General features: G+C 64.3%; 12 protein-coding genes. 9 read left to right on the top strand and 3 right to left on the bottom strand.

Going from position 1 to position 13,223, the window contains the following annotated elements; all coding sequences use genetic code 11:
• The first annotated feature begins 9 nt into the window (after positions 1 to 9).
• Positions 10 to 801, top strand: a complete 792-nt coding sequence (locus R8L07_06695) for an AraC family transcriptional regulator (GenBank protein MDW3205217.1) — start codon at positions 10 to 12, stop codon at positions 799 to 801.
• Positions 802 to 882: 81 nt separating this feature from the next.
• The gene (locus R8L07_06690; protein ID MDW3205216.1) at positions 883 to 1,602 is read left to right on the top strand and encodes a haloacid dehalogenase type II; all 720 of its coding nucleotides are present in this window, start codon (positions 883 to 885) and stop codon (positions 1,600 to 1,602) included.
• Positions 1,603 to 1,655: 53 nt separating this feature from the next.
• Here the strand turns inward: R8L07_06690 and R8L07_06685 are convergent, their stop codons facing one another.
• A complete protein-coding gene (locus R8L07_06685) occupies positions 1,656 to 2,291 on the bottom strand; it encodes a LysE family translocator (protein MDW3205215.1) in 636 nt (211 codons plus the stop codon).
• Positions 2,292 to 2,419: 128 nt separating this feature from the next.
• On the opposite strand from R8L07_06685, the gene R8L07_06680 reads away from it, so the two are divergent.
• Together R8L07_06680 and R8L07_06675 are read left to right on the top strand one after the other, a co-directional pair.
• The gene (locus R8L07_06680; GenBank protein ID MDW3205214.1) at positions 2,420 to 3,145 is read left to right on the top strand and encodes a DUF2470 domain-containing protein; all 726 of its coding nucleotides are present in this window, start codon (positions 2,420 to 2,422) and stop codon (positions 3,143 to 3,145) included.
• Positions 3,146 to 3,396: 251 nt separating this feature from the next.
• Positions 3,397 to 5,004: a phosphoenolpyruvate carboxykinase gene (locus R8L07_06675; GenBank protein ID MDW3205213.1), complete on the top strand. Its 1,608-nt coding sequence runs from the start codon at positions 3,397 to 3,399 to the stop codon at positions 5,002 to 5,004.
• A 100-nt stretch (positions 5,005 to 5,104) separates the two neighbouring features.
• On the opposite strand, the gene R8L07_06670 is transcribed toward R8L07_06675, so the two are convergent.
• Entirely contained in the window at positions 5,105 to 5,896 is a 792-nt protein-coding gene (locus tag R8L07_06670; protein ID MDW3205212.1) for a tetratricopeptide repeat protein, read from the bottom strand.
• Between the two features lie 103 nt (positions 5,897 to 5,999).
• Between R8L07_06670 and R8L07_06665 the strand changes: the two genes are divergently transcribed.
• Positions 6,000 to 6,881, top strand: coding sequence for an SDR family oxidoreductase (locus tag R8L07_06665; GenBank protein MDW3205211.1), 882 nt, complete (start codon positions 6,000 to 6,002; stop codon positions 6,879 to 6,881).
• 79 nt (positions 6,882 to 6,960) lie between these two features.
• Positions 6,961 to 7,974, top strand: a complete 1,014-nt coding sequence (locus R8L07_06660) for a hypothetical protein (GenBank protein MDW3205210.1) — start codon at positions 6,961 to 6,963, stop codon at positions 7,972 to 7,974.
• Positions 7,975 to 7,979: 5 nt separating this feature from the next.
• Here the strand turns inward: R8L07_06660 and R8L07_06655 are convergent, their stop codons facing one another.
• Entirely contained in the window at positions 7,980 to 8,792 is an 813-nt protein-coding gene (locus tag R8L07_06655; protein ID MDW3205209.1) for an alpha/beta fold hydrolase, read from the bottom strand.
• A 47-nt stretch (positions 8,793 to 8,839) separates the two neighbouring features.
• Between R8L07_06655 and R8L07_06650 the strand changes: the two genes are divergently transcribed.
• The 3 genes from R8L07_06650 (at position 8,840) to thrS (ending at position 13,156) form a co-directional block, all read left to right on the top strand.
• Positions 8,840 to 10,039 carry a glycosyltransferase family 4 protein gene (locus tag R8L07_06650; protein ID MDW3205208.1) on the top strand — a complete coding sequence of 400 codons (1,200 nt, stop codon included), beginning with the start codon at positions 8,840 to 8,842 and terminating at the stop codon, positions 10,037 to 10,039.
• An 11-nt stretch (positions 10,040 to 10,050) separates the two neighbouring features.
• A complete protein-coding gene (locus R8L07_06645) occupies positions 10,051 to 10,986 on the top strand; it encodes a glycosyltransferase family 9 protein (GenBank protein ID MDW3205207.1) in 936 nt (311 codons plus the stop codon).
• 217 nt (positions 10,987 to 11,203) lie between these two features.
• The gene (gene thrS / locus R8L07_06640; GenBank protein MDW3205206.1) at positions 11,204 to 13,156 is read left to right on the top strand and encodes a threonine--tRNA ligase; all 1,953 of its coding nucleotides are present in this window, start codon (positions 11,204 to 11,206) and stop codon (positions 13,154 to 13,156) included.
• The last annotated feature ends 67 nt before the right edge of the window (positions 13,157 to 13,223 follow it).

Here is a 13,223-nt window from a genome sequence, read left to right as displayed (position 1 = left end):
GGACCCGCTATGCTGTCCGGCAACGTTTCCAAAGAGGCGGGCGAACCGGTGGCGGAGCGGGAATCGAAACTGTCCCTGCGCGATTATCGCGGCGAGGTGCGCGCCCACAGCCATGGACACCATCAGTTCGTGCTGCCGTTGAGGGGCGCGCTGGAACTGGAGGCCAAGGGGCGCGGCGGTTTCGTCGACGACATTCGGGGCGCGCTGGTTGCGTCTGGCGATCTGCATGCCTTCATCGGTCACCGGGCCGCACGCTGCGCCATTCTGGATGTGCCGGAAGGCGGATCGGACCTTCTGAACGCGGCCGCGGAAGACCGCCGGGACCCGTTCTTCGCGCTTGATCCGGCGCTGTTTCACCTGCTTCGGTTCGTGGAGGCGCGCGGCCTGTCGGATGGCGGGATTGAGGGCCTGCTGCTGGCAACAGCCCTGGAAAGCATCGCGACCGGGCAGGGCAAGACCGAACCCCGTCAGTTGCGCCGGGCGATCACCTTCATGGAGGCGCAAAGCCACAAGCCGCTGACCGTGGCGGATATCGCCCAGGCGGCGGCGCTCAGTGAAAGCCGCCTTTACGACCTGTTCCGGACCTGGATCGGCACCGGACCGCAGGCGCATCTGACCACGATCCGCATTCGCCGTGCCCGGGCGGCACTCAGTGGCACGGATCTGCCGATCGCCCGGATCGCGCAGGATTGCGGCTTTTCTGACCAGACCGCCTTCACCCGCGCTTTTCGGCGGCTGACGGGCACGACGCCGGCAGCCTATCGCAAGGGCCGCGATCCCGCTACGGGAGTCTCGATCTAGAAGTCGGCAGTCCTGGACAAGACTTCCCGGCGGGCGGGGGCTAAATGTTCGGAAAACCGAAGCCCCGAAAGGACCGTTGCCATGAAACTGACCGACTTCAAAGTACTCACCTTCGATTGCTACGGCACCCTGATCGACTGGGAAAGCGGCGTCTATGTCGCAACCCAGGCGATGCGGACCGTCGGCAATCTGGATATCTCTCGGGACGCGCAGCTGGAAGCCTTCGCCCGCCACGAATCCACGGTTCAATCCGAAATGCCGACGGCGCTTTACAGTGACGTTCTGACCGAAACCCATCGCCGCATGGCCGACGATCTGGGTGTCAGCGGGCTGACCGAAGAGGATCACCGCCGGTTTGGAGAGTCCGTGCCCTACTGGCCCGCCTTCGATGATTCCGCGGCAGCCCTGCGCCGGCTGAAGAAGCATTTCAAGCTGGCGATCCTGTCCAACGTGCACCGTGCCGGTTTCGCGGCCAGCAACCGGCGTCTGGGGGTCGAATTCGATCACATCATCACCGCCCAGGATGTCGGGTCCTACAAGCCGACGCCGCGAAACTACGAGGTGATGATCGAGGATATGGGCAAGATGGGAATCGCCCCATCCGAAATCCTGCACACCGCGGAGAGCCTGTATCACGACCACTGGCGGGCTGGGCAGTTCGGCCTCAACCGGGCCTGGATCTACCGTCGCCATGCCCAGGAAGGGTTCGGCGCGACTCGCAAGCCCGAGATCGAGGTGACGCCCGAATGGAAGTTCCATTCCCTGGCCGAAATGGCCGATGCCGTCGAGGCGGAGAAATAACGCCCTGCCGCAAACCGGTCCCCGGCGCGGCGCGGAGTGCGCCGGGGGTCCGCTTATCGCGCGCCGGTGATCAACTTGATGCCGGCAACCCCGAAGGCGATTGCGGTGACTCCTTCGATCCACCGTCGGAAACGGGCATAGCCGTCGATCATGCGTCGGGTTGAGAAGGCCAGCGCGTAACCGCCGAACACGCCGATCCCCAGAACCCAGCATCCACCGACAACCGCGAAGGCGGCCCAGCCCGGTGAGGTAGGTGTGATGGCGATTGCGATTATGGCCAGCCAGGCGAAGATCGATTTCGGATTGGTCAGATGGATCGCAAGACCCAGCGTGAAGCAGCGGATGTCGGAGTGCCGGTCCGCTGTCTCGGCCGGTTGCTTCGGGGCGCTTCGCGACGCGGCCCGCATGGCCTTGAAGGCCAGCCACAAAAGATAGAGCCCGCCGAGGAGCCGAATGATTTCAGTGACTTCCGCATATTGTGCCAATATGGCCGACATGCCGGCAGCGGCAAGACAGCCCCAGGTCGCCGATCCCAGGATGACACCGCCCGCCAGGAACAGGCCGGCGCGACGGCCGGTTCGCATTGCGGTTGTCATGATGGCCAGATTGGCCGGACCGGGACTGGCGGTGGCGATCAGATAGGCGCCGTAGGCGATCAGAAGATCGGGCAGGAAGGCGTGATAACTCATCGGATTGTCCAATCGAAGGCGGCGCGCGGACTCGTCGATTCTAGCCGCAAGCCCCGGAACATTGCCAGTGGAATTCGCGCTTGGCGGCGGGCGGCGGCGCGGCCAAACTCCGCTCCATGACACAGAGGATGACAGGGTCGGAACCGACACCGGCCGAAACATGCAGACGCCTGCTGCGCAGTGTCGACCGCGCCAGTCTGGCGACGTCGATGGCCGACGGGTCGGGCCCGTACGCCTCTCTGGTACTGATTGCGGCGACTCCGGTCGGTGAACCGCTGATGCTGCTCAGCGATCTGGCCGACCATACTCGGAACTTTCAGGCCGACCCGCGCGTCTCCCTGATGATCGACGGGACGGCGGGGCTCGACGACCCCCTTACGGGGGCACGGGCGACGCTTCAGGGTCGGATCGAAAAGGTCGAGGATGACCTCCTGCGCACCCGGTACGTGCGGCGCCACCCGTCGGCGCGGTTCTATGCCGGGTTCCGGGACTTCAACCTCTACCGCATCGTGCCCGAACGCGCGCATCTGGTGGCCGGGTTCGGACGCATTCACTGGGTCGAGGCGGCTGAAGGGCTTCTCTATAAGGGATCAACCGAGACCCTGGCCGCCGCCGAAGCGGAGATTCTGGCGCATATGAACGCGGATCATCTCGATGCGATCGGACTTTATGCCAATCGGCTGCTGCGCCGGGACGGCGTTGGCTGGTTCATGACCGGGGTCGATCCGGAGGGCTGCGACCTGCGTCGTCAGGGGGCGGTCGCCCGGCTGGATTTCGACCGCGCGGCGGGAGATTCCGAGGCTGTGCGTCGCGAACTCGTCGGATGCGTCAAACGGGCGCGGCAAATGGCGTGATTTGGTGCGGTGCAGCGCGGAATTTAAGGGATTCGCGACTCGCCAACATGGTGCGCAAACGGTATAACCGGTGCCCCGGCGGACGACTATCCGTGTGTTCGCAACCGTCGTTCGCGCGCCGCCGGGTTGGGTCGAAGAGTAGGCAATCGAAAGGCGCCGGAACACCGGCTCGCCGCACCCCGTATCCGGCCCCGGAGCGGCGGTGCAAGATCGTTTAAGCGAGACCGGTACGGCGCAACAAGGAGGAAACCTTGGCGTCCGAGAAAACTGTCACGCGCAGCTCCTACGGGCTGGGTAAACATGGTGTCGTCAACACGGCGACGCAGCACTGGAATCTGGGCGCGGAAGCGCTGTACGAAGCCACGGTGCGCCGCGGCCTCGGCACGGTGACGAAGGGCGGGGCGCTGGCCTGCCAGACCGGCAAGTACACCGGCCGCTCGCCGAATGACAAGTTCATCCTCGAAGAACCGACGACCCGGGAGTCGATCTGGTGGGGCAAGGTCAATCGCCCGATCGACCAGGATCGTTTCGATCGCCTGCATACCATGCTTTCGGTCTATCTCCAGAACCGGGACCTGTATGTCCAGGACCTCTATGCCGGGGCCGATCCCGCACATCGGATCAAGGTTCGCGTCGTGTCCGAAAGCCCATGGCATGCGCTTTTCGCCCGCAACATGTTCATCCGTCCGCCGGTCGAGGATCTGGCCGATTTCGTGCCGGATGCGACGATCCTGCACGCGCCGTTCATGAACGCGGTGCCGGAGCGCGACGGCACGAATTCCGAATGTTTCGTTCTGGCGGACCTGGCGCGCAAGCTGGTGCTGATCGGCGGCACGCAGTATGCGGGCGAAATCAAGAAATCCGTCTTCGGCATGATGAACTACATCCTGCCGGAAAAGGGCGTCCTGCCGATGCATTGCTCGGCCAATATCGGCCAGCAGGGCGACGTCGCCGTGTTCTTCGGCCTCAGCGGCACCGGCAAGACCACGCTGTCCGCCGATGGTACACGGACGCTCATCGGCGATGACGAACATGGCTGGTCCGACAACGGTGTCTTCAATTTCGAAGGCGGCTGTTATGCCAAGGTGATCAATCTGAGCCAGGAAGCGGAGCCGGAAATCTACGCCACGACCCAGCGTTTCGGCACGATCCTGGAGAATGTCGTGTTCGATCCGCATACCCGGGAAGTCGACCTGTTCGACGGATCGCTGGCCGAGAACACCCGCGCGTCCTATCCGATCGACTTCATCCCGAATGTCGAGCCAACGGGCATGGGCGGCCTGCCGAAGAACATCGTCATGCTGACCGCCGACGCGTTCGGCGTTCTGCCGCCGATTTCGGAACTGACCCCGGAACAGGCGATGTATCACTTCCTCAGCGGCTACACCGCCCGCGTCGCCGGTACGGAACGCGGCGTCACCGAACCGCAGGCGACCTTCTCGACCTGTTTCGGTGCGCCCTTCATGCCGCGCCATCCGACGGTCTATGCCAAGATGCTGGGCGAGAAGATGGCCAAGACCGGGGCCCGCTGCTGGCTGGTCAATACCGGCTGGTCCGGCGGTCAGTACGGCGTCGGCAAGCGCATGTCGATCCAGTATACCCGCGCCATGCTGCGCGCCGCGATCGAAGGCAAGCTGGCCTCCGTCGCCCGCGTCCAGGATCCGAATTTCGGCCTGCTGGTCCCGGAAAACTGCCCGGACGTGCCGAACGACGTGCTGCAGCCGAAGACGACCTGGTCCGACGGTTCCGCCTATGACGAAACCGCCCGCAATCTGCGCGGCCTGTTCCAGGACAACTTCAAGCAGTTCGAAACCGACGTGTCCGAAGACATCAGGAAGGCCGGCATCTACGCCGCCTGATCCAGGTTCGCACAGTCAGATCGGGGAATGCCCGGGCCGAAGGGTCCGGGCATTTTCTTTGGCGGGCTGATGGAGCGGTTGGCGCCGCGAAGCGAAGCGCTTACTGCGCGGCCGGCGCCACGTCGAGCAGTTCCAGATTCCGTCTGGCGTCGTCGGCGGCGGGGCGTCCGTCATGTTCCTCGACCAGCTTGATCCAGTCCCGCCGCGCCGCATCCTTATCCCCGGCCAGTCGATGCAGGATTCCCCGCTCCAGCAGGGCTTCCGGGTGCGTCGGGTCCAGTTCCAGGGCCCGGTTCGCATCTTCCATCGCCAGACCGTTGGCCTCGACGAAACGATAGGCGCTGGCCCGCATGGTGAAGGCCGCCGGGTCGGTCGGGTCCAGTTCGATGGCCCGGTTCAAATCGTCGATGCACTCCCAGAATCGGTCCATCTGGCCCAGAACCAGTGCGCGGTCGACCAGAATCATCGGGCGGTCCGGTGTCAGCTCCAGGGCCGCGGACTGAACGCTGTAGGCACGATCCAGATTGCCGGCTTCCATCCAGGCGATGCCGGCATGGGCCAGGATGTCGGCGACGATCTCGCTGGGGGCCTCGTCCGGCATCTGCCGGGCCAGTTCCTCCAGGCGCGACGCGGCTTCCTGATAATGGCCCAGCATCATCAGCGCGACGGCGGAACAGTGTTTGGCCGGGACTCCGCCCCCCAGATCCTGCCAGCCCAGCGCCATTTCGAAGGCTGCGGACGGGTCGATCCGGGTCTGCTGCATGCAGGTCTGATACTGTTTCTCATCCACGGTGCCCAGGGACTGGGCCGCAGCGGGAAGGCCGCCCGGGATGAAGGTCGCGGGGACCAGGAACATCAGGGCGGCGAGGACAGGTTGATGCCGATAGCGCATGCCCCTAAATTCGTCGCCGCGACCCGCCGACGCAAGCCCAAGCCGCTGCATCGGGTACAAATTCTTTCCTGCACCCAATCCTGCAATCTTTCGGGAGCCATCAATGTCTGATTCCGCCAGAACCGCGCCGCATCTCTTTGTCTTCGGATACGGGTTCTGTGCGCAGGCGCTGGCGGAATCGCTGATGCGCGACGGCTGGACGGTTTCGGCGACCTGCCGAAATCCCGAGAAACAGGCCCATCTGATGGAAGCGGGCGTGGACGCCCATCTGTTCGATCGCGGTCGCCCGCTCGGTGCCGCCGGAATCGAGGCGCTGCACCAGGCCAGCCACATTCTGAGTTCCGTGCCGCCCGATGCGGAGGGCGATCCGGTGATCGATCATCACGGCGCGGACATTCGGGATGGGGCGCCGTTCGACTGGATCGGCTACCTCTCGACCACCGGTGTTTACGGCAATCATGAGGGCGGGCTGGTCGATGAGAGCTTCGATCTGACCCCTAGCGGCACCCGCGGACAGCGGCGGGTCGATGCAGAGCGGGCGTGGTTCGGTCTGGGCGCCGCCGGTCCGGTGCAGACATTCCGGCTGGCGGGGATCTACGGGCCGGGCCGAAACGCCCTGGAAACGGTCAGGAAGGGCCGTGCCCGGCGGGTGGTGAAGCCGGGACAGGTGTTCAGCCGCATTCACCGCGACGATGTCGTGCAGATCCTGCGCGCCTCCATCGCCCGTCCGAATGGCGGGGCGGCCTACAACTGCTGTGATGATGAACCGGCCCCGCCGCAGGATGTGATTGCCTTCGCCTGCGACCTGCTGGGCGTGGAGCCGCCGCCGGAAGTGCCGTTCGAGGAAGCCGATCTGTCGCCGATGGCGCGCAGCTTCTATTCCGACAACAAGCTGGTTTCGAACGACCGTATCAAGCGGGAACTGGGCGTTCGCCTTGTCTGGCCAGAATACCGTGCTGCCCTGACCGCTTTGCTGGCAAAATGACAGTTTGAGCAACCGATAGTGTTTTTTCTCGCTTTCCTGTAATGTGCTACCTGTGATCGCATTCTGCAGGGAGGGGGAAATGCCCTACGTCGATGCGGCCTTGGCTTTTGCACTATCGATGCTGGCCATCGCCATTCTGGTAAACCGGATCGTCATGTATGCCGTGGCGGGCCCGAAGAGGGAACAGGCCGCGAAGGCTATCCGCACCTTTGCCGAGAAGGAACTGCTGAGTCTCTACACGCGCCAGAAGGTCCGGATCGAAAGCAGGCTGGGGCATGCGCTGGACGGTGCGGTGGAAAGCAGTCTCCAGGATCTGAGGCGAAGGCTTAAGGACGCGTCGGAGGACTCGCCTTCGGTACCGGCTGGGGACGGGTCCAACGAACTGCAGAGCACCAACCTTCATGGCCAGGCGATCGTCAGTGTCACCGCCGAGGAACTGGTCAGCCTGATCAAGAAGACGGCCTTCGGGAAGGCGCTGATCGAGGCTGCGAAGGACCAGTCGGATGCATTCTTCGACGAAGTGGGGGAGCGTTACGACGCCTTCCGCAACATGTTCCGGGCCCAGGTCCGGAAATCGGCGCGGCGCTGGTCGATCGGAATCGGCATTCTCGTGGCGCTGGCGCTCAACATCAACAGCTTCACCCTGATATCGGTCTATATCAGCGATCCGGTCGCGCGCGCGGCGGTGACTGCCAAACAGACAGAGATCACCGCCATGGCTGAAGCCGATCTGGCGAAGCAATGCGGTCAGCCGGGGCAGGAAAACTTCGACGAATGCGTGAAGAACTTCAACACAAAGCTCGAGGCTATCCAGAAACAGGTCGAGGATCTGGGCGATACCATCCCGATGGGATGGGAAGGAAAGACCATCCCCGAGATCCGGGCGAGCTTTTTGAAGGAACTGACGACCAATCCGGTCTTCTACCTGCTTGGCTGTGCCTTGACCGGCTGGCTGGCCGGGCTGGGAACACCGTTCTGGTACGACACCGTGAAGCGGATCGCGACCTTCGCGCAGACGGTCCGCACCACCGCCAAATCGCAGTCGTCCGGCGCGGGCAACACCACTGGAACGGGGCAGAGCCAAACAGGATAGCCGGATCAGCCGCTCACGGATTGTAGCGCTCGCCAGAGCCGTTCCAGGTCGGGCGGGTCCGAAAGGCGATGTCCGCCGCCCGCGACGACTTCCAGGTCGACGCGGTCGGCGGTCACCTGTTCGGCAACCCGGTGCGCATGGGCCAGCGGCACGACTTCGTCATTGGTGCCGTGCAGGATGTGAACGGGGCCGTTCACCGCGATCCTGGTGCCGCCCAGAACCTCATGTTGGGCGCTTTCCTCGATCAGCGCGCGGGTGATCGGGTAGGGATCCTCCTCGAATTCCGACGGGCGGTGCCAGACACCGTCCCGGTCCAGGGCCTGCCGGGCCTCCGCGTCCAGTTGCGGCAGCATCAGCCGGCGCGGGAAATCCGGCGCGGGGGCAATCAGCACCAGGCCCTTGATCCGCTCCGGCCGGTCGCGCGCCAGCAACAGCGCCATCCAGCCGCCCATGGAGGACCCGACGACGATCTGTGGTCCGTCGCAGACGGTATCGAAGACCAGCCGGGCATCGTCATACCAGTCGCCGATCGTCCCGTCGGCGAAGGCACCGCCGCTGAGACCATGGCCGCGGTAATCGAACCGCACGAAGCCCAATCCGGCCGCGGCGCACCGGTCCGACAGAAAAGCCGCCTTTCCGCCATCCATGTTGGAATGGAAGCCACCGCAGAACAGGATTCCCGGCGTTTCACCGCTCTCAGCCCTCGGACTGCTTGCGTTGCGCGGGATATCCCGGTATGCGATCCTTGCTCGACCGGTGCTGCCCGGCTCCGGCTGATCGAGCGTTTTGACGGTATCCGGGTATGCGTTCTCGGACATGGACAGGGCGTATCCTTCGGGTGGCGACGGACTGACGAATTGTGACGATGGAACGCTCTAGCACGGATGATGCGCCTGCCGAAACCTCCGCGGAAACCTACCGCGGGACGGTGCTGCAGGTACTGCCCGCCCTGGTTACCGGGGGGGTGGAGCGCGGCACGATTGATGTCGCGCTGGCCCTGAAGGACGCTGGCTACAGACCGCTGGTCGCATCGGCCGGGGGGCCGATGACGCGGGAGCTCAACCGCGCGGACATCGAACATTTCGAACTGCCGCTGGCGTCGAAAAACTACTTCACCATGCGCCGCAATGCCGACCGACTGGCGGACCTGATCCAGGCGGAGGGCGTCGATATCGTGCACGCGCGCAGCCGTGCGCCGGCCTGGAGCGCGCTCTGGGCGACTCAACGCACCGGCGCGCGTTTCGTGACCACGTTTCACGGCACCTACAATTTCAACAATCCGCTGAAGCGCTATTACAATTCGGTCATGACCCGTTCCGACCGTGTAATCGCCATCAGCGAGTTCATCCGCCGCCATATCCATGACAATTACCGACCGGACGGGACTAAGGTCCGGGTCATCCATCGCGGCATCGACATGGATCTGTATTCCGGCGAGAACGTTGCGCCGGAGCGCCTGATCCGTCTGTCGGAGCGCTGGCGCCTGCCGGATGGCGTGCCGATCGTCATGCTGCCGGGACGAATGACGCGCTGGAAGGGACAGACACTCCTGCTGCGTGCGCTGGCGGAAATGGCCAACCGGCCTGTGCGATGCCTGCTGGTCGGTGATTCCCAGGGGCGCGACGCCTATGTCCGGGAGGTCGAGGATCTGGCCAAGCGTCTGAAGGTCGATCATATGGTCCATGCGGTCGGCGGTTGTGACGACATGCCCGCGGCCCTGAAGCTGGCCGATATCGTGATTTCCGCGTCGACGGACCCGGAAGGGTTCGGCCGGGTCGCGGTGGAGGGCCAGGCCATGGGCCGGGTCGTCATCGCCCCCGCCCACGGCGCCGCGCCGGAACAGATCGAAGATGGCGTGACCGGCTGGCTGTTCCGGCCAGGCGATGCCTTTGATCTGGCGAACAAGCTGGACCGGGCACTTGAAATGGGCCCCGAAGCCCGCATGGCCATGGGCCAGGCCGGCGTCGAGAATGCCAGGGCCCGCTTTACCAAGGCCGGGATGTGCGCGGCCACGCTGGACGTCTATCAGGAATTGCTGCAGGCGCCCGCCGTCAGCGCGGCTTGAGATCCTTCGTCATGGCGGAACTCCCGACCGGCCTGAAAAGGGTCCTCATAATCAAACTCGGCGCGCTGGGCGATTTCGTGCAGGCCATGGGCCCGTTCCAGGCGATCCGCAAGGCGCTGCCGGCGGCCGAGATCACCCTGCTGACGACCCGGCCGTTTGCGGGCCTGGCCGAGAAGTCGGGCTGGTTCGATACGGTCTGGATCGATGACAGGCCGCGTGGGCCGCTGGGCTACCTGGCCCTGCGCAGCCGGCTGCGCGGGGGTCGTTTCGACATGGTGTTCGACTTGCAGACATCGGACAGGTCGGGCTTCTACTGGTGGCTGCTTTGGCCGGATCGCCCCTGTCTGTCGGGCATAGCCCCCGGCGCGTCTCATCCGCATGACAATCCGGCACGGAACGGCATGCACACGCTGGAGCGTCAGCGCGAGCAACTGGCGATGGCCGGGATCCGGGAGGTGCCGATGCCCGATGTCGGCTGGATGAATGCCGATCTGTCGGGTCTGAACCTGCCGGGGCGCATCGGTCTGCTGGTACCGGGCGGCGCACCGCACCGGCCGGAAAAACGCTGGCCCGCCGATCGGTTTGCGGCACTGGCCGCGCGCTGGGTCGCCGAGGGCCTGACCCCGGTACTGATCGGCACCGCGGCGGATGCCGAATGGACCAGCGCCATCGCCGCCGCCTGCCCGGATGCGCTGGACCTAACTGGCCGGACGGATCTGTTCCAACTGGCAAGCCTGGCGCGCCGCGCCGAGATCGCCGTCGGCAACGATACCGGACCGATGCATCTGGCCGCTGTGGCCGGATGCCGCTGTGTGGTTCTGTATTCCCATGCCTCCGATCCGAAACTGTGCGGACAGAAGGGGCCGGAGGTGACAATCCTGCGCGTGCCGAGCCTTTCGGGCCTGAACGAGCTGGACGTTCTGGCGGCCTGCGCCCGGCTGGCGTGAGCGAATTCCCTTGCCCCGCTTTCGGGGCTGCGATACACCCCGGCCGTTCGACTATTTGACGAGCGGTGCCGTCCAAACGTCCTTCGTAGGGGCGAGGCGGTGCCGGAACCGAACGTTGACAGGTTGTGGGGGCGGCCCTTCGAAACGGGCCGAGATACCCGCGATCCGGAAACGGTGCCCCGTTTGGTTGACGGGACCTGGATGGAGACAAGACGCCATGGTGGCAATTACCCTTCCCGACGGCAGTGTGCGATCCTATGACGGCCCGGTCACGGCGCTGGATGTCGCGACCGAAATCGGCCCCGGCCTGGCGAAGGCCGCGGTGCTGGCCCGTGTCGATGGCACGGAATGGGATCTGAACCGCCCGATCGAAAACGATGCGAAGCTGGAACTGATCCGGCGCCAGGACGATGAGGCGCTGGAACTGATCCGCCATGACGCCGCCCATGTGCTGGCGATGGCGGTGCAGGAACTGTTCCCCGGGACCCAGATCACATTCGGGCCGGCGACAGAGGAAGGGTTCTACTACGACTTCCACCGCGAACAGCCCTTCTCCTCCGAGGATTTCGAGGCCATCGAAGCCAAGATGAAGGAGATCGTGGACCGCGACGTGCCGATCGTGCGCGAGGTCTGGGAGCGCAAGGACGTCGCCGAACTGTTTGCCGAAAAGGGCGAGAGCTTCAAGGCGGAATGGGTCTGGGAACTGCCCGAGGGCGAGGACATCACGATGTACCGCCAGGGCGACTGGATCGACCTGTGCCGCGGCCCGCATCTGCCGTCGACCGGCCGTCTGGGCAAGGCGTTCAAGCTGTTGCGCCTAGCCGGGGCCTATTGGCGCGGTGACGCCAACAATCCGCAGCTTCAGCGCATCTATGGCACCGCCTGGCGCGACGAGAAGGAGCTGAAGGCCTATCTGCACCGCCTGGAAGAGGCAGAGAAGCGTGACCACCGCCGCCTGGGCCGGGAGCTGGACCTGTTCCATCTTCAGGAAGAGGCACGGGGGTCGATCTTCTGGCATCCGAAGGGCTGGACGGTCTACCGCACCATCGAACGCTATATGCGCGACCGTCTGGACAAGGCCGGTTATGTCGAGGTCAAGACGCCGCAGCTCGTCGACCGCGCGCTGTGGGAAAAATCCGGCCACTGGGACAAGTTCCGCGAGAACATGTTCATCGCCGAAGTCGATGAATCCGACAGCACGTCCGAAGACGGCGCGAGCCGGCGCATGCTGGCCCTGAAGCCGATGAACTGCCCCGGCCATGTGCAGATCTTCAAGCAGGGCATCAAGTCCTATCGCGATTTGCCGATCCGGATGGGCGAGTTCGGGTCCTGCCACCGGTATGAGCCGTCTGGTGCGCTGCACGGGATCATGCGTGTGCGCGCCTTTACCCAGGACGATGCGCATATCTTCTGTACCGAAGATCAGATCGAATCCGAGACCAAGGTCTTCATCGACCTCCTGGCGTCGATCTATCGCGATTTCGGGTTTGAGGAATTCGCCATCAAGTTCTCCGACCGGCCGGAGGTTCGTGCCGGGTCGGACGAGACCTGGGACAAAGCCGAGGAAGCCTTGAAACGGGCGACGGAAGCGGCGGGCGCGTCCTTCACGCTGAATCCCGGCGAAGGTGCCTTTTACGGGCCGAAGCTGGAATTCGTGCTGCGCGATGCAATCGGCCGGGATTGGCAATGCGGCACCCTGCAGGTCGACTTCGTCCTGCCGGAACGCCTGGATGCCACCTATATGGCGGAGGACGGCAACCGCTATCGCCCGGTCATGCTGCACCGCGCGATCCTGGGGTCGTTCGAACGGTTCATCGGCATCCTGATCGAACAGTTCTCGGGGCGCTTCCCGATGTGGCTGTCCCCGGTCCAGGCGACCGTGGCGACGATCACCAATGATGCCGACGGATACGCGGCCGAGGTTCTGGCCAAGCTGCGCGCGGTCGGGCTTCGCGCCGAAAGCGACACGCGGAACGAAAAGATCAATCTGAAGATTCGCGAATTGTCGCTTCAGAAAGTTCCTGCGGTTCTGGTCGTCGGAAAGCGCGAACAGGACGAAGGTACGGTGGCTTTGCGCCGTCTGGGAGGCAAGGATCAGGAAATTCTTGCGCTCGACGACGCAATCCATATCCTAAAGGAAGAAGCGCGTATGCCTTCGGGCACGCCTTAAAAGTGTTCAGGTGCGGGCGTGTGGGGTTACCTGCACGCCTTCCGCATACCGAACGGATGGTTACCCA

The organism is Alphaproteobacteria bacterium, assembly GCA_033344895.1.
Classification (GTDB): Bacteria; Pseudomonadota; Alphaproteobacteria; order UBA8366; family Aestuariispiraceae; genus Pacificispira.
The sequence above is the reverse complement of the archived record's forward strand: the minus strand, read 5'-3'. Positions and strand labels throughout refer to the sequence as shown.

Coding starts and splice junctions, on each gene's coding strand:
- R8L07_06695 (MDW3205217.1), top strand. CDS start 10: ATGCTGTCCGGCAACGTTTCCAAAGAGGCGGGCGAACCGGTGGCGGAG.
- R8L07_06690 (MDW3205216.1), top strand. CDS start 883: ATGAAACTGACCGACTTCAAAGTACTCACCTTCGATTGCTACGGCACC.
- R8L07_06685 (MDW3205215.1), bottom strand. CDS start 2,291: ATGAGTTATCACGCCTTCCTGCCCGATCTTCTGATCGCCTACGGCGCC.
- R8L07_06680 (MDW3205214.1), top strand. CDS start 2,420: ATGACAGGGTCGGAACCGACACCGGCCGAAACATGCAGACGCCTGCTG.
- R8L07_06670 (MDW3205212.1), bottom strand. CDS start 5,896: ATGCGCTATCGGCATCAACCTGTCCTCGCCGCCCTGATGTTCCTGGTC.
- R8L07_06665 (MDW3205211.1), top strand. CDS start 6,000: ATGTCTGATTCCGCCAGAACCGCGCCGCATCTCTTTGTCTTCGGATAC.
- R8L07_06660 (MDW3205210.1), top strand. CDS start 6,961: ATGCCCTACGTCGATGCGGCCTTGGCTTTTGCACTATCGATGCTGGCC.
- R8L07_06655 (MDW3205209.1), bottom strand. CDS start 8,792: ATGTCCGAGAACGCATACCCGGATACCGTCAAAACGCTCGATCAGCCG.
- R8L07_06650 (MDW3205208.1), top strand. CDS start 8,840: ATGGAACGCTCTAGCACGGATGATGCGCCTGCCGAAACCTCCGCGGAA.
- R8L07_06645 (MDW3205207.1), top strand. CDS start 10,051: ATGGCGGAACTCCCGACCGGCCTGAAAAGGGTCCTCATAATCAAACTC.
- thrS (MDW3205206.1), top strand. CDS start 11,204: ATGGTGGCAATTACCCTTCCCGACGGCAGTGTGCGATCCTATGACGGC.